Source organism: Actinokineospora alba (assembly GCF_004362515.1).
GTDB lineage: Bacteria > Actinomycetota > Actinomycetes > Mycobacteriales > Pseudonocardiaceae > Actinokineospora > Actinokineospora alba.
The window spans coordinates 98,557-122,545 of sequence record NZ_SNXU01000001.1 but is presented as its reverse complement, the minus strand read 5'-3'; the positions used below and the strand labels follow the sequence as shown (position 1 = coordinate 122,545).

23 protein-coding genes are annotated in these 23,989 nt (G+C 69.6%); 17 read left to right on the top strand and 6 right to left on the bottom strand.

The features are described 5' to 3' along the window. The first annotated feature begins 5 nt into the window (after positions 1 to 5). Positions 6 to 812 carry a class I SAM-dependent methyltransferase gene (locus C8E96_RS00555; protein WP_324187084.1) on the top strand — a complete coding sequence of 269 codons (807 nt, stop codon included), beginning with the start codon at positions 6 to 8 and terminating at the stop codon, positions 810 to 812. Between the two features lie 39 nt (positions 813 to 851). Then, positions 852 to 2,615, top strand: a complete 1,764-nt coding sequence (locus C8E96_RS00550; protein WP_091370873.1) for a choline/carnitine O-acyltransferase — start codon at positions 852 to 854, stop codon at positions 2,613 to 2,615. A 375-nt stretch (positions 2,616 to 2,990) separates the two neighbouring features. On the opposite strand, the gene C8E96_RS34560 is transcribed toward C8E96_RS00550, so the two are convergent. Beyond that, positions 2,991 to 3,356 carry a DUF6642 family protein gene (locus C8E96_RS34560; RefSeq protein ID WP_407642591.1) on the bottom strand — a complete coding sequence of 122 codons (366 nt, stop codon included), beginning with the start codon at positions 3,354 to 3,356 and terminating at the stop codon, positions 2,991 to 2,993. Positions 3,357 to 3,525: 169 nt separating this feature from the next. Beyond that, positions 3,526 to 5,055: a coiled-coil domain-containing protein gene (locus C8E96_RS00545; protein WP_091370877.1), complete on the bottom strand. Its 1,530-nt coding sequence runs from the start codon at positions 5,053 to 5,055 to the stop codon at positions 3,526 to 3,528. Positions 5,056 to 5,170: 115 nt separating this feature from the next. Between C8E96_RS00545 and C8E96_RS00540 the strand changes: the two genes are divergently transcribed. The 3 genes from C8E96_RS00540 (at position 5,171) to C8E96_RS00530 (ending at position 11,044) form a co-directional block, all read left to right on the top strand. Continuing rightward, positions 5,171 to 6,268 carry a S8 family peptidase gene (locus C8E96_RS00540; protein WP_228769699.1) on the top strand — a complete coding sequence of 366 codons (1,098 nt, stop codon included), beginning with the start codon at positions 5,171 to 5,173 and terminating at the stop codon, positions 6,266 to 6,268. A 145-nt stretch (positions 6,269 to 6,413) separates the two neighbouring features. Next, a complete protein-coding gene (locus tag C8E96_RS00535; RefSeq protein ID WP_133794086.1) occupies positions 6,414 to 7,475 on the top strand; it encodes a discoidin domain-containing protein in 1,062 nt (353 codons plus the stop codon). 194 nt (positions 7,476 to 7,669) lie between these two features. Beyond that, positions 7,670 to 11,044: a pyruvate carboxylase gene (locus tag C8E96_RS00530; RefSeq protein WP_091370884.1), complete on the top strand. Its 3,375-nt coding sequence runs from the start codon at positions 7,670 to 7,672 to the stop codon at positions 11,042 to 11,044. Positions 11,045 to 11,217: 173 nt separating this feature from the next. Here the strand turns inward: C8E96_RS00530 and C8E96_RS00525 are convergent, their stop codons facing one another. Both C8E96_RS00525 and C8E96_RS00520 read right to left on the bottom strand, forming a co-directional pair. Further along, positions 11,218 to 12,705 carry a GGDEF domain-containing protein gene (locus C8E96_RS00525; RefSeq protein WP_133794081.1) on the bottom strand — a complete coding sequence of 496 codons (1,488 nt, stop codon included), beginning with the start codon at positions 12,703 to 12,705 and terminating at the stop codon, positions 11,218 to 11,220. Positions 12,706 to 12,715: 10 nt separating this feature from the next. Continuing rightward, positions 12,716 to 14,839 carry a HelD family protein gene (locus tag C8E96_RS00520; protein WP_091370888.1) on the bottom strand — a complete coding sequence of 708 codons (2,124 nt, stop codon included), beginning with the start codon at positions 14,837 to 14,839 and terminating at the stop codon, positions 12,716 to 12,718. Between the two features lie 138 nt (positions 14,840 to 14,977). Here C8E96_RS00520 and rsmD point away from each other — a divergent pair, with 138 nt between their 5' ends. The 7 genes from rsmD (at position 14,978) to mutM (ending at position 19,490) form a co-directional block, all read left to right on the top strand. After that, positions 14,978 to 15,553: a 16S rRNA (guanine(966)-N(2))-methyltransferase RsmD gene (gene rsmD, locus C8E96_RS00515; RefSeq protein ID WP_091371403.1), complete on the top strand. Its 576-nt coding sequence runs from the start codon at positions 14,978 to 14,980 to the stop codon at positions 15,551 to 15,553. Positions 15,554 to 15,578: 25 nt separating this feature from the next. Continuing rightward, a complete protein-coding gene (gene coaD, locus C8E96_RS00510; protein ID WP_091370890.1) occupies positions 15,579 to 16,076 on the top strand; it encodes a pantetheine-phosphate adenylyltransferase in 498 nt (165 codons plus the stop codon). 144 nt (positions 16,077 to 16,220) lie between these two features. Next, positions 16,221 to 16,943 carry a DivIVA domain-containing protein gene (locus C8E96_RS00505; RefSeq protein ID WP_091370892.1) on the top strand — a complete coding sequence of 241 codons (723 nt, stop codon included), beginning with the start codon at positions 16,221 to 16,223 and terminating at the stop codon, positions 16,941 to 16,943. A gap of 106 nt (positions 16,944 to 17,049) precedes the next feature. Further along, a complete protein-coding gene (locus C8E96_RS00500) occupies positions 17,050 to 17,625 on the top strand; it encodes a YceD family protein (RefSeq protein WP_091371406.1) in 576 nt (191 codons plus the stop codon). A 71-nt stretch (positions 17,626 to 17,696) separates the two neighbouring features. Further along, on the top strand, positions 17,697 to 17,879 hold the full coding sequence (gene rpmF, locus C8E96_RS00495) for a 50S ribosomal protein L32 (RefSeq protein ID WP_091370894.1): 183 nt from the start codon (positions 17,697 to 17,699) through the stop codon (positions 17,877 to 17,879). 15 nt (positions 17,880 to 17,894) lie between these two features. Continuing rightward, positions 17,895 to 18,638: a ribonuclease III gene (gene rnc, locus C8E96_RS00490; RefSeq protein WP_091370897.1), complete on the top strand. Its 744-nt coding sequence runs from the start codon at positions 17,895 to 17,897 to the stop codon at positions 18,636 to 18,638. Then, the gene (gene mutM / locus C8E96_RS00485; protein WP_091370899.1) at positions 18,639 to 19,490 is read left to right on the top strand and encodes a bifunctional DNA-formamidopyrimidine glycosylase/DNA-(apurinic or apyrimidinic site) lyase; all 852 of its coding nucleotides are present in this window, start codon (positions 18,639 to 18,641) and stop codon (positions 19,488 to 19,490) included. Here the strand turns inward: mutM and C8E96_RS00480 are convergent. Next, a complete protein-coding gene (locus C8E96_RS00480; RefSeq protein ID WP_091370900.1) occupies positions 19,485 to 19,868 on the bottom strand; it encodes a VOC family protein in 384 nt (127 codons plus the stop codon). The two genes, mutM and C8E96_RS00480, sit on opposite strands and share 6 nt — an antisense overlap. Before the next feature lie 119 nt (positions 19,869 to 19,987). On the opposite strand from C8E96_RS00480, the gene C8E96_RS00475 reads away from it, so the two are divergent. Together C8E96_RS00475 and C8E96_RS00470 are read left to right on the top strand one after the other, a co-directional pair. Continuing rightward, positions 19,988 to 20,317, top strand: coding sequence for a PadR family transcriptional regulator (locus C8E96_RS00475; RefSeq protein ID WP_091370902.1), 330 nt, complete (start codon positions 19,988 to 19,990; stop codon positions 20,315 to 20,317). Next, positions 20,314 to 21,468 carry a DUF1700 domain-containing protein gene (locus C8E96_RS00470; RefSeq protein ID WP_091370904.1) on the top strand — a complete coding sequence of 385 codons (1,155 nt, stop codon included), beginning with the start codon at positions 20,314 to 20,316 and terminating at the stop codon, positions 21,466 to 21,468. Before C8E96_RS00475 ends, C8E96_RS00470 begins: the two co-directional genes overlap by 4 nt. Positions 21,469 to 21,691: 223 nt before the next feature. On the opposite strand, the gene C8E96_RS00465 is transcribed toward C8E96_RS00470, so the two are convergent. Further along, positions 21,692 to 22,459, bottom strand: a complete 768-nt coding sequence (locus tag C8E96_RS00465) for a CAP domain-containing protein (RefSeq protein ID WP_133794079.1) — start codon at positions 22,457 to 22,459, stop codon at positions 21,692 to 21,694. Between the two features lie 93 nt (positions 22,460 to 22,552). Between C8E96_RS00465 and C8E96_RS33675 the strand changes: the two genes are divergently transcribed. From C8E96_RS33675 to C8E96_RS00450, 3 genes are all read left to right on the top strand, one after another. Beyond that, on the top strand, positions 22,553 to 22,918 hold the full coding sequence (locus C8E96_RS33675; protein WP_176926722.1) for a hypothetical protein: 366 nt from the start codon (positions 22,553 to 22,555) through the stop codon (positions 22,916 to 22,918). 216 nt (positions 22,919 to 23,134) lie between these two features. Further along, positions 23,135 to 23,431 (top strand): acylphosphatase, encoded by a 297-nt coding sequence (locus C8E96_RS00455; RefSeq protein WP_228769700.1) that lies wholly within the window; start codon positions 23,135 to 23,137, stop codon positions 23,429 to 23,431. Positions 23,432 to 23,470: 39 nt separating this feature from the next. Then, positions 23,471 to 23,986 carry a sigma-70 family RNA polymerase sigma factor gene (locus C8E96_RS00450; protein WP_091370910.1) on the top strand — a complete coding sequence of 172 codons (516 nt, stop codon included), beginning with the start codon at positions 23,471 to 23,473 and terminating at the stop codon, positions 23,984 to 23,986. Positions 23,987 to 23,989 lie beyond the last annotated feature (3 nt).

Genomic DNA, 23,989 nt, shown 5'->3' with positions numbered 1-23,989 from the left:
CGAGCGTGTCCGTGCGTTTCGACACCACCGGAAAGATCTCCTTCGACGACATCTACATCCAGCCCGACCCGCGCGCGTACTACGGCGCGCTGCGGGAGCTGGACTACCGCATTCCCGAGCTGGCCAAGCCGTACTTCCTCAAGCTCATCCACGAGTACCGGGAGACCACCGGCGCCGCCGAGGTGAACGTCCTCGACGTCGGCTGCTCCTACGGGATCAACGCCGCGCTCCTGCGCTGCGACGCGACGATGGACGACCTGTACCTGCACTACGCCGACACCGGGGAACTCGGCCACGGCGACTTGGTCGCGCGCGACCGCGAGTTGGTTCGCGCGCGCCCGCGCCTCGACGGCGTGCGGTTCGCCGGGTTCGACGCCTCCGAGAACGCCCTGTCCTACGCGCTGTCGGCCGCTTTCATCGACTCCGCCCTCCACGCCGACCTGGAGCGCGCCGACCCGACGCCGGAGCAGCGCGCCGAGTTGGCGGGGACCGACATCGTCGTCTCCACCGGCTGCGTCGGCTATGTGACCGAGAAGACGATCTCCCGGATCGCCCGCGCGCAGGAGCGGCGGCCGTGGATGGCGCACTTCGTGCTCCGCATGTTCTCCTTCGACCCGGTGGCCGAGAGCCTGGCCGAACTCGGCTACGAGACCGAGGCCGTCGACGGCGACTTCCGGCAGCGGCGGTTCGCTTCCGCGGAGGAGCAGACGCAGGTCCTGGACACGTTGTCGAGCGTGTCGGTGGACCCGGCCGGGCTGGAAGCCGAAGGGTGGCTCTATGCCCGGCTCTATATCTCCCGTCCGCGCGCCTGACCGCGCGATGATGGGCACACCCGACCACCGAGTTCGAGGATCAACGTGAACAGCAGCCAGCAATGGTCTCCCCGCACCTTCGGCAACGAGGACCTCCTGCCGCGGGTCCCGCTGCCCGAGTTGGAAGACACGTGCGAGCGCTTCCTGGCCTGGTGCGCGCCGCTGCTGACGGCCGAGGAACTGGCCCAGACCGAGGCCGCCGTGGCCGACTACCTGCGGCCTGACAGTCCTGCGCGGGAACTGCACGCGGAGCTGGTGCGGTACAACGAGACCGAGGGTGTGCACAGCTGGCTCGACACATTCTGGCCGTCGCGCTACCTGGGCAGGCGCGACCGGATCGCGCTCAACGCCAACTTCTTCTTCCTGTTCAAGGACAGCGACCTGGGCCAGGTCGAGCGCGCCGCCGCGCTGACCGCGGCCGCCGTCGACTACAAGCTGCGCCTCGACGACGAGCGGATCCCGCCGGTCTTGCAGCGCGGGCAGCCGCTGTCGATGGAGCAGAACAAGTACCTGTTCTCCGCCACCCGCATCCCGGGTCTCGAGCAGGACACCGTCCGCGTCCCGTACACCGACGAGTGGCCGGGCCCGTCGCAGGCCAAGCACATCGCGGTGCTGTTCCGGGGCAACATCATCCGGCTCGACGTCATCGCCCCCGACGGCCGCCCGTACTCCCTCGACGGCCTCACCGAGGCCCTGCGCGCTCTGATGACCCCCGAGCGCTCCGACACCTGCGTCGGCCACCTCACCACGATGGCCCGCGCGGACTGGGCAGCGACCAGGCAAGCGCTTGCGCAGGACAACGCGGCCGCCCTGGACGTCGTGGAGACTGCGCTGTTCTGCGTGTGCCTGGAGGACTTCGCGCCGAAGGACACCCAGGAGGCGTGCGACCACCTGCTCCACGGTGACAGCGCCAACCGGTGGTTCGACAAGGCCGTGTCCCTGATCGTCTTCGCCGACGGCCGCGCGGGCATCAACATCGAGCACTGCGGCCTGGACGGGACGACCATCCTCGCCTTCGTCGACAGCATCCTCGGCGACGAGCCCACCGCTGAGACCGCGCCCGGCGTCCCGACGTCGGAACTGGTCGAGTTCACCCTCACCGACGCCTTGCGCGCCGATGTGGCAACCGCCGCCAAGGCTTTCGCTGATTACGCGGCCGCCAACGCCACCACGATCGTCTCGTTCGACGACTTCGGGGCGAACAAAGCGAAGCAACTGGGCATGTCCCCGGACGCCTTCGCGCAGCTGGCGTACCAGCTCGCGCACAAGCGCACCAAGGGCATCACCGGCGCCACCTACGAGTCCATCGCCACCCGCCAGTACAACCGAGGCCGCACCGAGGCGATGCGGGTCGTCACCCCGGAGGTGCTGCAGTTCGTCGAGGCCATGGAATCCGGCGACCCGGACACCCGCCGCGCCGCTTTCCGGGCGGCAGCGGAGAAGCACGTCGCCCGGGCGAAGGACTGCCAGGCCGGTCGGGCACCGGAGCAGCACCTGTGGGAACTCCAGCTGATCCAGAAGCGCCGCGGCGGCGGAGAACCCCTTGCCCTGTATGACAGCCCGGGCTGGATCACGATGCGCGACGACTACCTGAGCACGAGCTCGGCGCCGTCGGTCAACATCCAGTACTTCGGGTTCGGGTCCACGTCTTCGAAGTGCATTGGGGTGGCGTATGTGTTGCTGCCGGATCGGTTGAACCTGTACTTGAGCACGCCGGTGGGGGTGGCGGCTGAGATGTACGCGTTCGCGGATGAGCTGAAGAAGGCTGTGCAGGAGTTGCAAGACTTGCTGTCAGCCGAATAGCGGGCTGCCCAAACCCGGGGGCCGAAACCGGGTGCCCCTCTGGCCATAATTGTTTAACTCTCGATCATCGGCGTCAAGGGCGGCCGTAAACGGCCGTCGCTGCGCGATCGCTGCGCGACCCTTGACACCGATGATCGAGAGTTAAAGACGGCCAGGACGAGGGGCAAGGGGGAACTGCAGGGACAAAGACAAGCCTCGCGCTGGTGGCGGTGGCGGTGGCGGCAAGCGACCCGTCACCGCGACATCGGTGATCGGCCTGCAGTTCGTGCCAGGCTTCCTGGCCGCTATTTCGGTCGGGTTCGCCGGGGAGCCCGGTAAACGGTGGTGCGGGTAGCCGCTACAAGCCCGAGCCGCTCGGCCATCTGGCCGTGGTCGTTATGGAGTTGGTTGAACATTCCGTCGGTCCGGTTGCCTCGGGTCAGGCGGTCGAGGAGCAAACACTCGAACGCCGCGGAGTCCAGCCAGTCGATGTCGTTGCTGTAACCAACCACAGCCTTCGCTCCCGGTTCGTGCGACCAAGTCTGTGAGGACCCGATCCTCGACATCCATCGCCATGCATGAGCCGAAGTAAATAGTGCTGGCGTCGCACCCGCCTTCGAGGATGGTCGCCAAGTCGGCGAGCGTGACCATGTCACCGCCGAGTTCGATGCCATCGGCTGAGCCGTGGCAAGCCAGGTAGAGCACGCGGTAGTTGTCGTAGCGCTTCTGCAGCCACGTTCGTAGGTAGAACTCCAGCTCCATTCGCCTTCAAGGCAGAACACGCCAGGTCGTGGCAACACGTCTCCCTACGGTTGAGCGGGCTGCGGAGTCTGTGGATGGGATCCGGAACGATGTGGATGACCGAAAGTTTCTGCTTGAGAAGGGAAGGCGCCCGGAGCGAAGCCCCGGGCGCCTTTCCACGTGATCACATCTAGCGGGTCTTGGCGGGTGCCTTGTTGCCGTTGGAGTTCGCAGGGGCGGCGTTCTCGGTCTTCGCCGGCTTCGCCGACGTGAAGTGGCGCTTGGCCTCTTCCAGCAGCGCGAACGCGTTGGTGACCTGTTCCGAGACGCGGGTCTCGTAGTCGGTCGCGGCGCGGTTCTTCTCCGTGGCGTCGGTCAGGCGGGCTTCCGCGTCGGACAGGAGCTTCGCGGTTTCCTTTTCCGTGGTGGCTCGCTGGGCTGCCAGCTCGGCCTCCACGCTCTTGCGCTCCTCGGCGAGCTTGGCCTCGGTGTCCTTGCGCAGCTTCTCGGCGTCGGCGACGAGTTTGGCGGCGCGCTTTTCCGCGGTGTCGAGGTTGGCCAGGATTTCCGCGTCCGACTTGGCGCGGGCGTCCGCGAGTTCCTTCTCGACCGCCGCGGACTGGGCGGCGAGGGTGGACTCGGTGTCGGCCTGGAACTTCTCCGCGTCCGCGATCAGGGTGGCGGCGCGCTTCTCCGCCGAGTCGAGGCGGGCGGTGATTTCCGCGTCGGACTTCGCGCGGGCGTCGGCGAGGTCCTTCTCGATGGCCGCGGACTTCGCCGCGTACTCGCGGTCCAGTTCGGCGGTCCGCTCGGCGAAGGTGGCCTCCGCCTGCTCCGTGCGGGCGGCGAGGTCGGCTTCGGCCGCGGCGCGCTTGGCGGCGAGGTCCTGGTCGGCCTTCTCGGCGGCGGCGGCGCGCAGTTCCGCGGCCTCGGCGTCGAGCTGTTCGCGGATGCGCTGGGCTTCGGCGTCGAGTTCGTCGCGGTGGGCGGACGCGTCGTCGTAGAGCTGGGCGATGCGGGCCTCGTTGGCCTTCGACTGCCGTTCGATCTCCGCGCGGGAGTCGGCCATGAGCTTGGTGTGCTCGGCGACGAGGTTCGCGCGCATCGTCTCGTACTCGGCGTCGAGTTCGGCGTGGTTGCGGGTGTAGTCCGCCTCCAACTGCTTGCGCCGCTCCTCGACATCGGCGACGAGGCGCTCGTGCTTCGCCTTGAGGTCCGCGGCGTACGCCTCGGCCTCGGCGCGCAGGCCGGCGGCGGCCTCGTCGGCGGCGCGGGTGGTGTTCTGGGCGTAGCCGTCGGCGTTCTTGCGGGTCTGCGCGACGTAGTCGTCGGCGCTGGACTTCACGCCCGTGGCGTAGGTGTCGGCCTCGGTGCGAGTCGCCTGCGCGTACTCGTCGGCCTCACGCTTGAAGTCGGCGATCTCCTCGCGGGCCAGCTCCATCATGAGCCGGACGCGCTCGGTCATCCCCTCGGTGCTGTTGGGGTTCGAGGTGATCCGGTTGAGCCGGGTCGTCGTCTCCAACAGTTGCTGCTGCAACGAACCAAGCGACTTGGTCAGCTCCGCGACCTTGGCCGAAGCCTCGTCGCGTCCCTTGGCCGCGTGGCGCAGGTCGTAGGTGAGACGGGTGACCCGCTCGTTGACCTGGCGGGGGTTGTACCCACGCAGGACCGTGTCGAAGTGTGGGACTTTGTCGGCGGACTCGGCGTCGGCAGTCGGCATTGCCCCACTTTAGTGGGTCCCCCAATCGTGTCTTCCACAGGCTGGTAATTGGGGATGATTGTTCGCGCCGACCTGGGCGACGTAGATCAGGTATATGACGCCGAAGAAAATTCGCATGTTGCTTCCGGCAATTGTCGCGCTGTCGTTGGCGGCCATCCCTGTCCCGGCGGGCGCCGAGTCCGCCGCGGCCTACGTCGTGGTCCTCCGCGCGGGCACCGCGGACGACCTGACCCACCGCCACGGCGGAACCGTGGAACACCGGTATTCCGCTGCCCTGCAAGGGTTTTCGGCCCGCCTGACCCGCGGGCAGGCGCGCGCCCTGGCGGCCGATCCGGCCGTCTCCTACTTGGTCCCCGACAGTCCCGTGCACGCCCTCGGGGAGCAACTCAATCCACCGTCGTGGGGCCTCGACCGCATCGACCAGCGAACCCGCCCGCTCGACGGCCGCTATCGCTACGCGACCACCGCGGCGAACGTCCACGCCTACGTGATCGACACCGGAGTCAAGGCCACGCACCAGGATTTCGCCGGCCGCGTCTCCGGTGGCTACGACTTCGTCGACCACGACCAAGATCCCACCGACGGAAACGGCCACGGCACCTTCGTCGCGGGCGTCATCGGCGGCACCGCGCACGGTGTGGCCAAGGAAGTCCGGATCGTCCCGGTTCGGGTGCTGAACAACTCGGGCTCCGGAACGATCTCCGCCGTGATCGCCGGTATCGACTGGGTGACCCGCAATGCGGTGAAGCCCGCCGTCGCCAATATGAGTCTCGGCGGCTCGGCCAACCAGGCGCTCGACGACGCGGTCCGCCGCTCGATCGCCTCCGGCGTCACCTACTCGGTGCCCGCCGGTTCCTCGGCGAGCCAGGCGGGCAACTTCTCGCCCGCGCGCGTCGTCGAGGCGATCACCTCCGCGGCGATCGATCGCAACGACTGTGCCTCTCGTAGCTCCAATTACGGCCCGCTCGTCGATCTCTACGCGCCCGGCGTCGGCATCACCGCCCCGTGGATCACCTCCGACACCGCGACCGTGACGATCAGCGGGACCTCCTTCGCCGCCGCGCACGTAACCGGCGGCGCCGCCCTGTTCGCCGCTCTCAACCCCGTGGCGACACCGGCGCAGGTCCAGGCCGCGCTCAAGGCCAAGGCCAGTCGAGGAGTGTGCAACCTGCCGCCGAACACCGCCGACCGCATCCTCTACACAGGACAGTAAGCGTCGCCGTCCGTCAACCGAACGTGGTTGTCCAGCCGCCGTTCGGGTGACGGCTCTGGCGCGGGCCCGGGCGTTGCTGAGACATTTCAGCCGCCCGGGCCCAGTGCTGTGCCCGCCTGTCCGAGGCACCAAGAGAGGACCTGTCGTGCCACCAGGCGGACGCCACCTTCGACGCGGGCTGCCCGTGGTCGTCGCCGCGCTGCTGGCCGCCCAGGCACCCGCCGCGGCCGAGGCGCCCACGTCGCCCGTGGCCACCGCGCAGGCCGTCGCCGACTTCTGGGCCGCCTATGTCGGCCGCACCGACCTGCGTCGCACCGCCGCGGTTTTAGACCACCGACTCCGGACGGACACCGGCGGCGACACCGAGAGCGCCCGCCGCGCCGCGCGGATCCTGCTTGCCCACGCCCTCGGGCACCACCGGCGCGCGTGGGCCCATCGCCTCGCGTTGGCCGGGCTCGACGTGCCGCCGCGCCACCGCCGGTTCGTCGCCGCCGCCCGGGCCGAGTCCGACCGGGCGCTCAACCTGCGCCGCACCCACCCGGCGCCGACGACCGACATGGGCGCCTACGGCGACCACCTTCCCGCCCGGATGGTCGACGGCGACGCCACGACCTACTTCTGGAGCGCGGGCGCGCCGCGGGCGGGCACCCAGGTCGTCCTGGACCTGGGCCGGGTCCGTTCGCTCAGCGGCGTCCGGCTGGTCATGGGCCAGAACGCCCGGCCCCACGACTACCTGCGGTCGGGCGTGATCGAGCGTTCGGTCGACGGCATCACCTGGCTGCCGGTCCGCCAGGTCGCCAGTCCGACCGTCGTGGCCGGGCTGACGGAGGCGACCCGGTACCTGCGGCTGCGGGCCACCGCCGGGCAGCGGCACTGGCTGGCCGTGAGCGAGTTCAGCGTGACCCCGGCGCCGGTCGACGCGTGCGCCGACGGGGCCGCCGAGACCGTGTTCCCCGTCACGTCCGGGGTCGCCGAGGTGCCCGTGGCGGGGCCCCGGCCGATCACCAGCGTGGTCGTCCTGGCCGCCCGCCACACGCCCCCGCGCGGGGAGATCCAGCTGCGCGACGGCGTCGGGGCCTGGCGGACCGTGGGCCGGATCGCGGGGGAGTACAGCGGCGTCTCCGTCCACGGCCTCATGGCTTCGCAGGTACGCGTCGTTTTTCCGCCAGGCCCGACCGTCGGAGTGCACGAGATCGTGGTCGACTGATCCGGCGCGGAACCCCGCCTGCCAGGACAATTGTCAGCTGGGCGAGACTTCGGATTCGAGGTCGGCCGAACGCGCGGAACACGGCGACGGCGTTACCGGCGAGTAGTCCGTCACGTGGGACGACGTTCCCGACTGGCGGGAAAGACACGGTAATCTCCGGCGACCGACGCTGAAGTAGCAGGAGGTATCCGGGCATGTTTCGCAAGGTGCTCGTCGCCAACCGTGGCGAGATCGCCATCCGGGCGTTCCGGGCCGGGTATGAACTCGGCGCCGGGACTGTCGCGGTGTTCCCACATGAGGACCGCAACTCCCAGCACCGGATGAAGGCCGATGAGGCTTACGAGATCGGCGAACCCGGTCACCCGGTTCGGGCGTATCTGTCTGTCGAGGAGATCGTCAAGGCCGCCAAGAAAGCGGGCGCCGACGCGGTGTACCCGGGCTACGGGTTCCTCTCCGAGAACCCCGAGCTGGCCACCGCGTGCGCGGAGGCGGGCATCACGTTCGTCGGCCCGACCGCCGACATCCTCGAGCTGACCGGCAACAAGGCGCGCGCGATCGCCGCCGCCAAGGCCGCGGGCCTGCCCGTGCTGCAGTCCTCCGAGCCGTCCAAGGACGTCGAGGGGCTGCTCAAGGCCGCCGAGGAGATCGGATTCCCGATCTTCGTCAAGGCGGTCGCGGGCGGTGGCGGCCGTGGCATGCGTCGCGTCGAGGAGCCCAAGGCGCTGCGTGAGTCGCTGGAAGCGGCGATGCGTGAGGCCGAGTCGGCGTTCGGCGACTCCACGGTGTTCCTGGAGCAGGCCGTCGTCGACCCGCGCCACATCGAGGTGCAGATCCTCGCCGACGCCGACGGCAACGTGATCCACCTCTACGAGCGCGACTGCTCGCTGCAGCGGCGCCACCAGAAGGTGATCGAGCTGGCCCCCGCGCCGAACCTCGACCCCGAGCTGCGCGAGCGGATCTGCGCCGACGCGGTCAAGTTCGCCCGGCACATCGGCTACCTCAACGCGGGCACCGTCGAGTTCCTGCTCGACACCCGCGGCCATCACGTCTTCATCGAGATGAACCCGCGCATCCAGGTCGAGCACACGGTGACCGAGGAGGTCACCGACGTCGACCTCGTCCAGTCGCAGCTGCGCATCGCCTCGGGCGAGACGCTGCCCGACCTCGGGCTCACCCAGGACGACATCTACCTGCGCGGCGCGGCGCTGCAGTGCCGCATCACCACGGAGGATCCGGCCAACGGGTTCCGCCCCGACACCGGCATGATCAGCGCCTACCGCTCCCCGGGCGGAAGCGGCATCCGGCTCGACGGCGGCACCGCGGCGGGCGCCGAGGTCAGCGCGCACTTCGACTCGATGCTGGTCAAGCTCACCTGTCGTGGCCGCGACTTCGACGCGGCGGTCCGGCGGGCCAAGCGCGCGGTGGCGGAGTTCCGCATCCGCGGTGTGGCCACGAACATCCCGTTCCTGCAGGCCGTCCTCGACGACGAGGACTTCGTGGCCGGGCGGGTGACGACGTCGTTCATCGAGCAGCGCCCGCACCTGCTCACCGCGCGGCACTCGGCCGACCGCGGCACCCGCCTGCTGACCTACCTCGCCGACGTGACGGTCAACAAGCCGCACGGCGAGCGGCCGAAGGTGATCGAGCCGCGCGCCAAGCTCCCCGAGATCGACCTCAACGCCGACGCGCCCGCGGGCTCCAAGCAGAAGCTGGTCGAACTCGGGCCGGAGGGCTTCGCCCGCTGGATGCGCGAGTCGAAGAACGTCGGCGTCACCGACACCACGTTCCGCGACGCCCACCAGTCGCTGCTCGCGACCCGGGTGCGCACCAAGGACCTCCTCGCGGTCGCCCCGCACGTCGCGCGGATGACCCCGGAGCTGCTGTCGCTGGAGTGCTGGGGCGGCGCGACCTACGACGTCGCGCTGCGGTTCCTCGCCGAGGACCCGTGGGAGCGCCTGGCCGCGCTGCGCGAGGCCGTGCCGAACATCTGTCTGCAGATGCTGCTGCGCGGGCGCAACACCGTGGGGTACACGCCGTACCCGACGGAGGTGACCTCCGCGTTCGTCGAGGAGGCCACGAAGACCGGCATCGACATCTTCCGGATCTTCGACGCGCTCAACGACGTCGAGCAGATGCGCCCGGCGATCGAGGCCGTGCGGGAGACCGGTTCCGCGGTCGCCGAGGTGGCCCTGTGCTACACGGCGGACCTGAGCGACCCGGCCGAGCAGCTGTACACATTGGACTATTACCTCAAGCTGGCGGAGCAGATCGTCGGCGCGGGTGCCCACGTGCTGGCGGTCAAGGACATGGCGGGCCTGCTGCGCCCGCCCGCCGCGGCCCGCCTGATCACCGCGCTGCGCAAGGAGTTCGACCTCCCGGTCCACCTCCACACGCACGACACCGCCGGTGGCCAGCTGGCGACGTACCTCGCCGCGATCCAGTCCGGTGTGGACGCCGTCGACGGCGCGGTCGCGTCGATGGCGGGCACCACCTCGCAGCCGTCGCTCTCGGCGATCGTGGCGGCGACCGACCACAGCGAGCGCGAGACCGGCCTGTCGCTGCAGGCGGTGTCGGACCTCGAGCCGTACTGGGAGATCGTCCGGCGCGTGTACCGCCCGTTCGAGGCGGGCCTGCCGTCGCCGACCGGTCGCGTGTACCACCACGAGATCCCCGGCGGGCAGCTGTCGAACCTGCGCACCCAGGCGGTCGCGCTGGGCCTGGGCGACCGCTTCGAGGACATCGAGACGATGTACGCCGCGGCCGACCGGATGCTCGGCAGGCTGGTCAAGGTGACGCCGTCGTCCAAGGTCGTCGGCGACCTGGCGCTGCACCTGGTGGGCGCCGGGGTGGACCCGAAGATGTTCGAGTCCGAACCGGGCAGCTTCGACGTGCCCGACTCGGTCGTCGGCTTCCTCCACGGTGAACTCGGCGACCCGGCCGGTGGCTGGCCGGAACCGTTCCGCACCAAGGCGTTGAAGGGCCGAGCGGCTCCGAAGGGCGTCGCGGAACTGACCGAGGCCGACCGGGAGGGGTTGGCGTCGGACCGGCGGGCCACGCTCAACCGGCTGCTGTTCCCGGGGCCGACAAAGGAGTACCTGGCGCACCGGGACCAGTTCGGCGACACGAGTGTGTTGGCCAGCAAGGACTTCTTCTTCGGCCTGGAGCAGGGCAAGGAGTACGCGGTCGGCATCGGCAAGGGCGTGACCCTGCTGATCGAGCTGGAAGCGGTCGCCGACCCGGACGAGCGCGGCATGCGGACCGTGATGGCGACGCTGAACGGCCAGTTGCGGCCGATTCAGGTGCGGGACCGGGCGATCGCTTCGGATCTGCCGGTGGCGGAGAAGGCCGACAAGACGAACCCCAACCATGTCGCTGCTCCGTTCGCCGGCGTTGTCACGCTTTCGGTCAGCGAGGGCGACGAGGTTGAGGCGGGTGCGACTGTCGCGACTATTGAGGCGATGAAGATGGAGGCGGCTATCACTGCCTCGAAGGCGGGGAAGGTTTCTCGGCTCGCTATTGGGAAGGTGCAGCAGGTCGAGGGTGGGGACCTGTTGGTGGTCCTGGGCTGAGCCCCACCCCCGCGAGTCGCCCCTCCAGGCAAACGAGTCGCCCCGTCCGGCAAGTGAATTCGACATTCACTTGGCTGGGCGGGGCGACTCAGTTGCTGGAGGGGGCGACTCGCTTGCTGGAAGGGGCGACTCGCGGGTCGGGGCAGGGGATCTTTGCTACTGCGGACTTCGGTTCAGTAGTCCCGGGCGCCCTTGCGGGCGTACATCGCCTGGTCCGCCGCCGCCAGTGCCGCGCTCGGGCCGTGTGCGGTCAGTTCCGCCCAGCCGATGCTGATTCCCACCGGCGCCGCCAGCGCCAGTTCGCCCCAGTTCTCCCGGGCCAGAGCCGCACTCACCCGGTCGCCGACCTCGTGGGCGGCGCTCATCGACGTGTCGGTGAGGACCGCGACGAACTCGTCGCCGCCGTATCGCGCCAGGAAGTCGCCCTCCCGCAGGGAGGACGCCACCACCGACGCGATGCGGGCCAGAACGGCGTCGCCCGCCAGGTGGCCGTGGTGGGTGTTGACTTCCTTGAAGTTGTCCAGGTCCATCAGCCCGACGATCGCCCGCTGCCGCCTGCCGCTGATCTCCTCGAGCCGTTCCTCCAGGTGCCTGCGGTTCGGCAGGCCCGTCAAGGGATCGGTCAGCGCGGCCGCCGCGTATTCCGACAGGACCGCGTGGTCCGCGCGGAAGCGGGCGGCGTTGGTGGCCAGCCTGCGCAGGTTCTGCCACGGCTCGGTGAACCGCCGGATCGCCTCCCGCTCGGCGGCCAGCGCTCCCGTCAGGTCGCCTGCCGAGCTCAGCGCCAGCGAGCGCAGCCGCAGGATCTCCACCTCGTGCACCAGATTGATCGGCACGGTCGCGGCCAACGCGGGCAGGACGTCGGTGGGCCTGCCCGCGGTGATCGCCAGGCACACCCGGGTCAGGATGCGGTACGGGTTGCTCGCCTGGTCGGCCTCCGCGGGCATCAGCCGCCGCGGGTCGACACCCGGGTCGCCGCCCAGCACGGTGTACCGGGCAGTCGCGTAGGCCAGGTACGCGCGGTCGGCCATGGCGACGCCGTCGAGGTCTCCGGCCGCCAGCCTGCGCCCGTCGGCGGACATGTCCGCCAGCATGGACGCGCACTGGTCGGTGTCGCCGCGGTGATCCGCCGACACTGCGGTGACCAACCGCATCGGGGCGTCCTCGTAGTGCAGGCCCCAAGGGCTGCCCGCCTCGTGGGCCTGGCGCAGGGCGAGGTCGACCTCATCGGTCATCCCCAGCTCGCCCGCGGTCCACGCCAGGTCGTACCAGGCCAACGCGGTCGTCACGCTGGGGTTTGCCTGCGCGGTCGCCCGCATCCCGTCGACGGTGTGCAGCATCGCGCTCTCGATCTCGCCGACCGCGAACGCCGCGCCGCCCGCCAGGGCGTGGAACTCGCCGACGAAAGCGGGTTCCGGGAACAGCTTGACCGCGTCGTCGGCCTCGGCCAGGACGTGGGCGAACTCCGCGGTGCCCGCCTGCCCCAGCGTGAGCAGCGCGCCGAGGAGGAACAGGTGCGCCTGGGTCCGCTCATGCGGATCGGTGCTGAACCGGGTGAGCAGCTTCGCCCTGGCCGCGGCGTCGCGCAACCTGCCCGCGTCCATGAGCCTGAGCAGGTCGGCACACTGACCTGCTGGTCGGCTCGGGTCGGGCTCCGGCACGCTGCTCCTTTTAGCTGTCCGGCCAGTTTCGGTCGGTCGTCACTACCGTAAGCCGCTGAGTGGCCCGCGTGAGGGCGACATACAGAGTTCGTGGCCCCGTGGTGGACTCCGCGACCAGCTCCGCAGGCTCGATCAGCACGACCGCGTCGTACTCCAAACCCTTGGACTCCAGCCCGTCGACCACCCGCAGCCGTTCGTCGTTGAGCCGCTCGATCGCCGACCGGGTCGAGTCGACCCGGCTGGTCGCGGTGATGACCCCGACCGTGCCGTCGACCGTGCCCAGCAGTTCCTTCGCCGCGTTGACCGCGAACTCTGTCAGCTGGTCGAACGAGCAGACCTGGATCGAGGGTTCGATTCCCGTGCTGCGCACCGCGTGCGGCAGCTGCTCGGGGGTCGAGACATCCCGGACGACCTTGCCCGCGAGGTCGAAGATCTCCGCCGAGTTCCGGTAGTTGGTGCGCAGCGCGAACTGCCTGCGCACGGTCCGGGGGCCGCCGAACGCGCCGTCCTGCGCCTGCCGGGCCTCCGCCGGGTCCGGCCACGAGCTCTGCACCGGGTCGCCGACGACGGTCCAGCTCGCGTACTTGCCGCGCCTGCCCACCATCCGCCACTGCATCGGCGAGAGGTCCTGTGCCTCGTCGACGACGATGTGGGAGTACTCGTCGTAGTCGTCGGGCCGGTGATAACCCGGCCCGCTCTGCCGCTCCGACCACGTCTGCAGCTCGGCGGCCGAGGTGTCGGTCTTGCGCTTGCGCCGCTTGGGCGGCTTGCCCAGCAGCATCCGCAGCTCGTCGAGCAGGGCGATGTCGGCGACCGAGGGCCCACTCGGGTCGGCCCACGAGTCGGCCAGCATGTCCACTTCGGACCGGGTGAGCCCGCGCCCCGCGATCCGCGACAGGCGCCTGCGGTCGCTCAGTGAACGCAGCACCTCCGCCGGGGTGAGCAGCTGCCACCACACGACCACGAACCGGTGGAAGTCGATCCGCTCGCCGAGCTCGGTGATCAGGTCGGCTCGCTTCACCGGGAAGTCGGTGTAGGAATCAGCCTTGCGCCACAACGCTTCCAGTAGCGCCTCGGCGGCGTCCACCCGTGCCTGGTTCGGCGGACGACGTCCATTGTGGACGTTGTTGCGAACCGTGTCGAGCTCGCGCGCGTCGAGCTTGAGCACCTCGCCCCGGTACATGATCCGCAGCTCGTTCGGCGCGTCCGCGGGGGCTTCGCGGATGGCCCGCTTGAGCACCCGGCGCATCCGCAGCGACCCCTTGACCGCGGCCACCGGCGCCGAGTCGACCCGGACCGCCTTGACGCCGTCGAGCAGGTCCGAGAGCGAGCGCAGCTCCACGTTGTCCTCACCCATGGAGGGCAGGACCCGCGAGATGTAGGACGTGAACGCGGGCGACGGGCCGACCACGAGCACGCCCGTGCCGCCCATGCGCCTGCGGTCGCGGTAGAGCAGGTACGCCACGCGGTGCAGCGCCACCGCCGTCTTGCCGGTGCCGGGACCGCCGGTGATCTCGGTGACCCCGCGCCACGGCGCCCGGATCGCCTCGTCCTGCTCCTTCTGGATGGTGGCGACGATGTCGCGCATGTTCTCGCCGCGCGCGCGGGTCAGGCTCGCCATCAGCGCGCCCTCGCCGACGACGGCCATGCTCTCCAGGTGGCGCTCCGGCATGAGCAGGTCGTCGTCGATGTCGACCACGGTCTGCCCCGAGGAGCGGATCACCCGGCGGCGGATGATGTCCATCGGCTGCTCGGCGGTCGCCTGGTAGAACGGCGCCGCCGCGGGGGCGCGCCAGTCGGTGACCAGGTTGTCGAACTCCACGTCGCGGACCCCGAGACGGCCGACGTACATCGTCTCGCCCGCGGTGTCGTCGAGCCGCCCGAAGACCAGCCCTTCGTGTTCCGCGTCGAGGGTGCGCAGGATCTGGTTCGCGTGGCGAACCATGACATCGCGTTCGAAGAGCATGGCGGCCTGCTCGAAGACCGCCTCGTTGCGTGCTCCGTGGGCGAGCGCGTCACCGCGGTTGCGCATCGCCTCGGCCTCGCTGCGCATCTCGTCGACGCGCGCGTACACGACGTCGACGTGCTTCTGCTCGACCGCGATCTCGGCCTCTCTCACAGAGGTTTCCGACACGCAGCGCTCCCAGGTTGGTTTCCGACAGGAAGAGCGAGATTACGCGCTTTGCGTCGCGCCTGAATCGACCTGATGGCCGATGTGCGCCGGGTCACCCCTCCGGGGCTGCCGCGCGGGCTGGTCAGGCACCATATGGAGGTGACAAGGATTGTGGCGGGCGCCGCCGGGGGCAGGCGGCTGGCCGTGCCGCCCAAGGGCACCAGGCCGACGTCGGACCGGGTGCGTGAGGCCCTCTTCAGCGCGCTGGAGGCCGGGGTGGGCCTGCATGGCGCCCGGGTGCTCGACCTCTACGCGGGCTCCGGCGCGCTCGGGTTCGAGGCGCTGTCGCGTGGGGCGGTTCTCGCCACCATGGTGGAGGCCGACCGCAACGCCGTCGGCGTCCTCAAGCGCAACGCCGCCATCGTCGCGCTGCCCGGCGTCGACATCCGGGCCGGACGGGTCACCCAGGTCCTCTCCACCGGCTCCGCCGAGCCCTACGACCTGGTCATGGCCGACCCGCCCTACGCCGTCGAGGGCCCGGAACTCGCCGTCATGCTCAACGCCCTGGTCGACTACGGCTGGACCGCGCCCGGCTCGACGGTGATCGTCGAGCGGGCCACCCGCGCGGGCGCCCCCGACTGGCCCGCCGCCCTCGTGCCGGAGCGTTCCCGCCGCTATGGCGATACCGAGTTGCACTGGGCCTCGCAAGTGAGTGTCGACACGGACTCCGACTGACTCCCGGCTGCTACGGTCCAAATCCATGACGCGCGCAGTTTGTCCGGGCTCGTACGACCCGCCCACCAACGGCCACCTCGACATCATCGAGCGGGCCGCGGCGCTGTTCGACGAGGTCGTGATCGCCGTCATGATCAACAAGTCGAAGCGCGGCCTGTTCACCGTCGAAGAGCGGATGGACATGCTCGCCGAGACCACCGCGCACCTGTCCAACGTCCGCGTCGACTCCTGGCACGGGCTGCTGGTGGACTACTGCACCCAGAACGACGTCCAGGCGATCGTGAAGGGTCTGCGCGCCATCAGCGACTTCGACTACGAACTGCAGATGGCCCAGATGAACCAGGGCCTGACCGGCGTGGAGACCATGTTCATGCCGACCAGCCCGCTCAACAGCTTCCTGTCCAGCTCCCTGGTCAAGGAGGTCGCGACCTACGGCGGCGCGGTCTCGCACCTGCTCCCGGAGCTCGTCCACACCCGCCTCCTCAAGCGCCTGGCCGACAACGCGGCGGCGGACGAGAGCTAGAAAGCGCGACGGTGCGGATCATCACAAGCCCCCACACCGTCACAAAGGAACACGCCCACTCGATCTCCACGTGCGAAGCCCGGTAAGCGGGCAGAATCGAACGGGGAGCCGTCACGTCCCGCGCGTGGAGGTGGAGGAGGAGCTGTGTACAAGGTCTTCGAGGCGATCGACGAACTGGTCACGATCCTGGAGGAAGCCCGGGGCGTGCCGATGACGTCGGGCTGCGTGGTGCCCCGCGGCGACGTCCTCGAACTGCTCGACGAGGTGCGCGACGCGCTGCCCGCCGAGATCGACGACGCCCAGGACGTGCTCGACCGCAAGGACGAGATCATCGGCGGCGCCGAACACCAGGCCGAGCAGACCCGCTCCAAGGTGGCCCTCGAAGCCGAACAGCTCGTCGCCGACGCCCGCGCCCAGGCCGAGCGCCTCATCGCCGACGCCACCGCGCACGCCGACCGCCTCGTCGCCGAGGCCCAGGACGAGGCCGACCGCACCGTCGCCGCGGGCCGCGCCGAGTACGAGAGCCTGGTCGGCCGCTCCCAGTCCGAGGCCGACCGGATGCTGCAGGCGGGCCGCGAGTCCTACGAGCGCGCGGTCGAGGAAGGCCGCTTCGAGCAGGCCAGGCTGGTCTCGCAGACCGAGGTCGTGCAGGCCGCCCACGCCGAGTCCGCCCGCATCCTCGACGCCACTGCCGACGAGGCCGCCCGCAAGCGCGCCGAGTGCGACGACTACGTCGACACCAAGCTGGCCGAGTTCGAAGACCTGCTCAGCCACACCCTGCGCACCGTCGGCAAGGGCCGCACCCACCTGCGCGGCGCCATGAACGGCGTCCCCGCGGGAGCCGTCCCCTTCGACTACCACGGCTGACCGAGCTGATTTCCCGTTTGACCACGCCTCACGTACCCTGTTCTAGCTGGCCGCGCGGACATCCGCGTCGGCCCCACCAATCCACGAAGGCGTGACCGAGTCCACCATGTCCGAGAAGCGCAAAGGCCCGGCCCGTCCGGTCCTGACCAGCCCGTGGGTCATCGACACCCGTGAGCTGGGAAGGCGACCCGGATCCTCGCGACCGGTCCACCGCACCGCCCAGGCCGACTACGCCATCGGGCTCGAAGGCGTCATCGCCGTGCCCGCGGGCGCCGATGTCGATCTCGACGTCCTGCTGGAGTCCGTCGTGGAGGGTGTCCTGGTCTCCGGGGTCGCCGCCGCGCCGCTCGCGGGGGAGTGCTCCCGGTGTCTCGACCCGATCACCGACGAGGTCGAGGTCGACATCACCGAGCTCTTCGCCTACCCGCTGAGCGCGACGGTCGAGACGACCGACGAAGACGAGGTCAGCCGCCTCGTCGACGACCTCATCGATCTTGAGCCAGTCGTCCGCGACGCGGTCGTCCTGGCACTGCCGCACGTGCCGCTGTGCAGCCCGGACTGTGCCGGGCTGTGCACGGAGTGTGGTGGCAAGTGGGCCGAACTCGGCCCGAATCATAGGCATGAGACCATTGATCCTCGATGGGCCGCGCTCCAAGAGCGGTTCCAACAGGATGATGGCTGAGACAACACAGTCTGTAGCGTCGTTGTAACTGTCCGTCCTGCTCACACAGCTTGCTCAGAGGAGATTCAGTCGTGGCCGTCCCCAAGCGGAAGATGTCGCGTTCGAACACCCGCTCGCGCCGGTCGCAGTGGAAGACCACTGCGGTGCACCTGGTGAACTGCTCGAACAAGGCTTGCCGGGCCCCGAAGCCGCAGCACATCGCCTGCCCGACCTGCGGCCAGTACGACGGTCGCCAGGTCGTTCAGCCCGCGTGACCGTAGGTTCACGCCATGGGGGCTAAGGCGTCTCGAGGTCCGACAGCGGACCCGTCAACGCTGCTCGACGCGCTCGGCGTCCACTTGGACGCCGAGCTGCTCGTGCTCTCGCTGACGCACCGCTCGTATGCGTACGAGAACGGCGGCCTGCCGCCGAACGAGCGCCTGGAGTTCCTCGGCGACGCGGTCCTCGGCCTCGTCGTCACCGACCACCTCTACCGCCGCCACCCCGACCTGCCCGAGGGGCAGCTCGCGAAGCTGCGGGCCAGCGTGGTCAACATGCACGCCCTCGCCGGTGTCGCCCGCGGTCTGGGCGACGGCGGACTCGGCGCGCACCTGCTCCTCGGCAAGGGTGAGGAGCTGACCGGCGGCCGCGACAAGGCGAGCATCCTCGCCGACGGCATGGAAGCCGTGATCGGCGCGGTCTACCTGCAGCACGGCATCGACACGGCCCGCCAGGTCGTGCACCGCCTGTTCGACCCGCTGCTCATCGAAGCGCCGCTTCGCGGAGCCGGGCTGGACTGGAAGACGAGCCTGCAGGAACTCACCGCGTCCGCGGGCCTCGGCGTGCCGGAGTACCGGGTGCGCGAGGAAGGCCCGGACCACCGCAAGGAGTTCACGGCCATCGTCGTCGTCAACGGCCAGGGCTATGGCAACGGTGACGGACGGACCAAGAAGGAAGCCGAGCAGAAGGCCGCGGAAGCGGCGTGGCGCGAGCTTTCCGAGTCGATCGACGCCAAGCGGTCCGACGAGTCCTGAGTGCCCGAGCTGCCTGAGGTCGAGGTCGTCCGCCGGGGTCTGGAACGCCACGTCACCGGTCGCACGATCGCCTCGGTCGACGTCCTGCACCCCCGTGCCATCCGCCGCCACGTCCCGGGCGCGATCGACTTCGCGTCCCGGCTCGTGGGGCATTCCCTGGACGCCGCGCGCCGCCGCGGCAAGTACCTGTGGGTCGAGCTGAGCTCAGGCGAGGCGGTCCTGGCCCATCTCGGCATGAGCGGCCAGATGCTCGTCCAGTCCGCTGAGGCGCCCGACGAGAAGCACCTGCGGGTCCGCGTCCGCTTCGCCGACGACGGCCCGGAACTGCGGTTCGTCGACCAGCGCACCTTCGGTGGCCTGTCCGTCGAGGACACCGTCGTCGTCGACGGCGACACGCTGCCCGAGCCCGTCGCGCACATCGCCCGCGACCCGATGGACCCCGCGTTCGACCTCGACGCCGCCGTCCGTGCGCTGCGCGCCAAGCGCACCGAGGTCAAGCGGGCTTTGCTGGACCAGACCGTGGTGTCCGGCATCGGCAACATCTACGCCGACGAAGCCCTCTGGCGCGCCCGCGTGCACTGGGCGCGGCCCACGGAGCGGCTGTCCGCGGCGAAAGCCCGTGAGCTGATCGGCGCCGCCACCGACGTGATGGCCGAGGCGCTCGTCGCGGGCGGCACGTCCTTCGACGCCTTGTACGTCAACGTGAACGGCCAGTCCGGCTACTTCGACCGGTCGCTGGCCGCCTACGGGCAGGAGGGGCTGCCGTGCCCCCGCTGTGGCAGCCCGATCCGCCGCGAGCCGTTCATGAACCGCTCGTCGTTCTCCTGCCCGCGCTGCCAGCGCCGCTCATGACCCGCTGCCGTACGGCCGGGTGAGGATCTCCAGCGCGTGCCCATCCGGGTCGTCGAAGTAGACGCCCCGGCCGCCGTCGTTGGTGTTGATCTCCCCGATCTGTCGGTGGTGCGGGTCGGCCCAGTAGGTCAGGTTCCGGTCCTTGATCCGATCGAAGATCACGTCGAACTCGTCCTCGCTCACCAGGAAGGCGTAGTGCTGGGTGGCGATCACCTCGGCGCTGTCGATGAAATCGAGCGTGACGTCGTTGTCGGTCTGGACACAAAGGAACGGGCCGAACGCAAACGGCTTCGGCAGTCCCAGGATCTCCGACATGAACTGGGCAGAGGCGGCCTTGTCGCGGGCCGCCACGATGGTGTGGTTGAGCTGGATCGGCATGGCTTTCCTCTCCCTTGAGTGCTCCCTACCACCGTAGAACGTTGCTGTCACCAGTTTCCACCTTGCGCGGTACTGCGTAATGCGCAATAGTGCTCTTAGCGCGATACCGGGGAGGGTGCATGGATACGAGCCAGCTGCTCAAGGGAGTGCTGGACCTCGCGGTGCTCGCCGTGCTGCGGGATGAGGACGGCTACGGCTACGACGTTCTCAGACGACTGCGGGGCGGCGGCATCGAGGAAGTCGGGGACGCTTCGGTCTACGGAACGCTGCGGCGGCTGTACAAGGCGGGGTACCTCAGTTCCTATGTGGTGCCGAGCGACGAGGGGCCGCACCGCAAGTACTACGGGCTCAACGACTTGGGCCGGGCCCGGCTGGTCGAGACCGAGCAAGCCTGGCGGGCGTTCGCCGAGACGTTGGACGGGATTCTGCGAAAGGGGAAGGCGGCGTGAACAGCGACACTCGCCTGGAGCTCGACGAGTACCTCGCCCGGGTGCGGAAGGCGCTGGCCGACCTCCCCGCCGACGAGTTGACCGAGCTGATGGAGGACGTCGAGCCGCACGTCACCGAGGTCTTCGGCGAGGACGGTTCGCCCGTCGAACGCCTTGGCACACCGGAGGACTACGCGGCCGAGCTGCGTGCGACGGGTGGCTACCCGCCGCCGCCGAGCCGGACCGTGCCGGTGGTTCCGCGCAAGCTCGCGGGCCGGTTCGCCCTGTGGGCGCTGGCGATCACGACGCTGGTCGCCCTGATCGTCGGCATCGCCGGGGTCGGAGAACGCTCGGAGAGCCCGTTGGTCGCGGTGCTCCTGTTCCTGCCGCTGTTCGCGGCCGCGGCGTGGCTCATCTTCACCGGCCGCGTCCGCCGCTCGGACATCGAGGAGCTGCGGGAGTACCGCTGGTCGGTCCGGACGGGAATGAACCTGCTGCAGCCGGCGGCGGTGGAGTACCTGCGTTCGCTGCGTCCCGCGTGGACGGTCCTGCGGTTCGTGGTGCTGGCACTGGCTTTCCTCGCCGTGATCAGCCGCGCACCAGTCTTCGCGGTCGCGATCCTGGTCGCGGCGGGTGTGCTGCTGTGGACGGCGGGCCGGGTCAAGACCGACCGGCGGCTGCTGGCGGTCACGGTGCCCGGCAACGCTTTCGTCGTCGGCTGCGGCATCGCGCTGGCGGTGGCGGCCGCGTCGAACAACGGCAGCGGTGGCCCGACATACTACGGCGGCTACTCGGGCAATGGCCTGTATTACAACGGCAGCCCACTGTCCAATGTGTACGCGGTAGGCGCCGACGGCAAGGCCATCGAGGAGTTCTACCTCTACGACGAGGACGGCAGGCCGATCACGGTCTACCACCCCTCGTGTGGTGAGCACACGGACAACCGGAACCGTTTCCCACTGCCGCGAATCGTCTACACCAACGGCATTTGCGACGAGCGGACCGGCCTCCCGTTCGTGCCGCTGCCCCCGTCCGCGTCGATGATTCCGTCGACTTCGGCCACGGTGACCGCACCACCGTCGACCACGGCGACTTCAGTGCCGCCGTCGACGGGCCCGTCCACGCCGGCGAAGGCGCCGGTCACGACACCGGCCGTCCCGCCGACGGGCTGAGCCTCGGGGTGCGGGAGTGAAGGTGGGAGCGGGCATCGGGGGCCCGCTCCCACCTTTGTTTGGCTAGGTACGCCGGTTGTTAGCTCGGTGATACGAGCTCCACGGTGGGAAATAGTCCGATATCGCCGGGCGTCCCGAGTGAGCAGCGCTTCGGAATCCGCCGTCCGCGCCTGCCGTGAGTGTTCGAAGCAACGGTAGAACCGATCTGGGGTATTGCTTCCACTCAGTAGCCGAACATCTGGGTCCAGTAGTAGCCCGGTCCCGCCAGGCCAACACCCATCGTGCGCAGGTTGCAGTTGAGGATGTTGGCGCGGTTGCTGGAGGAGTTCATCCACGCGTTCATGACTTCCTCAGCGGTGCGGGGGCCGCGGGCCAGGTTCTCGCCGCCCGGCATCCAGTAGCCCTGTTCGTAGGCGCGGTCCATGTAGCTGCGGCCGTCCTGGCTGGTGTGCGAGTAGTAGTTGTTCGCGGCCATGTCGGCGCTGTGGTTCTGCGAGGCGCGGTTCAGCCTGCTGTCCAGGGAGATCGGCGCGCAGCCGAACTGCAGGCGCCAGTTGTTCACGATGTTGAGCACCTTCGGCGCGACGGTGCTGTCCACCGGCGGGGGCGCCGCCGTCGTCGTGACCGGAGGGCGGGTCGTCGTGGGGCCGGGGCCGCCGGTCGGCTGGCCCGGTCCGGGCCCGCCGGGGTCGGGCTGTCCCGGTGTCGCGCCTGCCGAGGTCGAGGGGACGATGCTGCCCACGGCCGAGGACGGCGGTGGCGCGGAGATACCGGTCACGCTCGCCGACGCCGACGGCGGCGCCGACATCGTCGGTCGAGTGGGATCGAACGGCGTCGAGGTCGCGGGGACGTCCAGGGAGATCCGACTGGGTTTCTCGTTGATCTTGGACGAACTCCCCAGAAGGGTGACGACTCCGGCAGTGCCCGCGCCGACCGCGAGCGCGACAAGAACGGCCTGCACTAGTCCACTACGCCCACGACGGTGTGTCACGGTCGCGGAAGGTACCACCAAAGAGTGGATCTACGTGAATACTCCGAAACTCTCTGTTACGGAGTTGTTGGCTCCGTTGTGGTTGGCGGCGTGGTGGGTGGCGTCGTAGGCGGTGTGGTCGGTGGCGTCGTCTTCGGCGGTGTCGTCGGTGGCGTCGTGGTCACCGGACGCGGCGGCGTCGTAGTGGTGGTGGTCGGCCTGGTCCCGCGCTTCGTCGTGGTTGTCGTCGTGCTCGAGGTGGTCGACTCGGTCGTCGTGGTGGTGCTCTCCGTCGTCGACGACGGCACCTCCGAGGACGTCATGGACACGGAGCTGGTCGTCGTGGGCCTGACGGAAGTGGCCGTCACGGGCGCGGCGGGCGCGATCGGGCCCGCGTCGTCGCTCTCGTTGGAGGCGAAGGCCGCGACCGCGGCGAAAACGGTCGCCACGACGACGCCCGACACACCCAGGATCGCGTAGGGCGCGCGGCGGAGACCTGGCGTTTCGTCGTCCACTGGTGACACTTCGACCCGGTCTGCTGACTCGGACATGCAGGTCCACTCTCCCTGACTCGCGAGCGAGCCGGTTCGTCGGCCGTGACGGCGCGAAAAAATACCATCTCGGGCAAGGCCTACTACCCGTGCGTATGTTTTCTCACTCTCGGTGAATGGCCGGTCCGTGCGGCAGGATGACGGTGTGTCACAGCCTGAGAACCGTGCTGATCCCGTCCGTTTGACCGCGTGGGTGCGCGGCCGTGTCCAGGGCGTCGGTTTCCGGTGGTGGACCCGCAGCCGCGCGCTCGAACTCGGGTTGTCGGGGTGGGCCCGCAACACCGCCGACGGCCGGGTCGAGGTCGTGGCCGAAGGCGCGCGCGACGAGTGCGACCGACTTCTCCAGGCACTGCAGTCCGGCCAGGCCCCTGGCAGCGTCGACGCCGTGGTCGAGCAGTGGGGACCGGCGAAGGGGACGATCGAGGGGTTCGTCGAACGGTGACCGGTGAACCGATCCCGAACCGCACGCGTAGGCACTTAGGTGGGTGACGACCCGGGACAGGACGAGCACCTCGTCCGCGAGCTGTACGACCGCTACCGGCGGCCGTTGCACAGCTACGTCCTGCGCGCGGTCGGCAACGACCACCAGCGGGCCGAGGACATCGTCCAGGAGACCCTGCTGCGCGCCTGGCGCCACGCGGACCGGCTCCAGGTCGACCACGCGGGCCCGTGGCTCTACACCGTGGCGAAGAACCTGGTGATCTCCGGCTACCGCAAGCAGAGCGCCCGGGTCGCGGAGGTGCCCATCGAGACCGACTGGGCCCGCCCGACCGACGACTTCGAGCAGGTCCTGCAAGGCTGGCAGGTCGCCGAGGCCATGCGTGCCCTGTCGAAGGACCACCGTGAGGTCATCGGCCAGCTGTTCTACCGCAGGCGGACCGTCGCCGAGGCCGCCAAGGTCCTCGGCATCCCGGCAGGCACCGTCAAGTCCCGCACGTTCTACGCGCTGCGGGCCCTGCGCGATGCCCTGGAGGAACGAGGGGTGACCGAGCCGTGAGCT

Excerpts from the sequence above, each read along its gene's own strand:
- C8E96_RS34560 (WP_407642591.1), bottom strand. The coding sequence starts at position 3,356 with ATGGAGCTGGAGTTCTACCTACGAACGTGGCTGCAGAAGCGCTACGAC.
- C8E96_RS00545 (WP_091370877.1), bottom strand. The coding sequence starts at position 5,055 with ATGCCGACTGCCGACGCCGAGTCCGCCGACAAAGTCCCACACTTCGAC.
- C8E96_RS00540 (WP_228769699.1), top strand. The coding sequence starts at position 5,171 with ATGTTGCTTCCGGCAATTGTCGCGCTGTCGTTGGCGGCCATCCCTGTC.
- C8E96_RS00530 (WP_091370884.1), top strand. The coding sequence starts at position 7,670 with ATGTTTCGCAAGGTGCTCGTCGCCAACCGTGGCGAGATCGCCATCCGG.
- coaD (WP_091370890.1), top strand. The coding sequence starts at position 15,579 with ATGACGCGCGCAGTTTGTCCGGGCTCGTACGACCCGCCCACCAACGGC.
- C8E96_RS00500 (WP_091371406.1), top strand. The coding sequence starts at position 17,050 with ATGTCCGAGAAGCGCAAAGGCCCGGCCCGTCCGGTCCTGACCAGCCCG.
- rnc (WP_091370897.1), top strand. The coding sequence starts at position 17,895 with ATGGGGGCTAAGGCGTCTCGAGGTCCGACAGCGGACCCGTCAACGCTG.
- C8E96_RS00480 (WP_091370900.1), bottom strand. The coding sequence starts at position 19,868 with ATGCCGATCCAGCTCAACCACACCATCGTGGCGGCCCGCGACAAGGCC.
- C8E96_RS00475 (WP_091370902.1), top strand. The coding sequence starts at position 19,988 with ATGGATACGAGCCAGCTGCTCAAGGGAGTGCTGGACCTCGCGGTGCTC.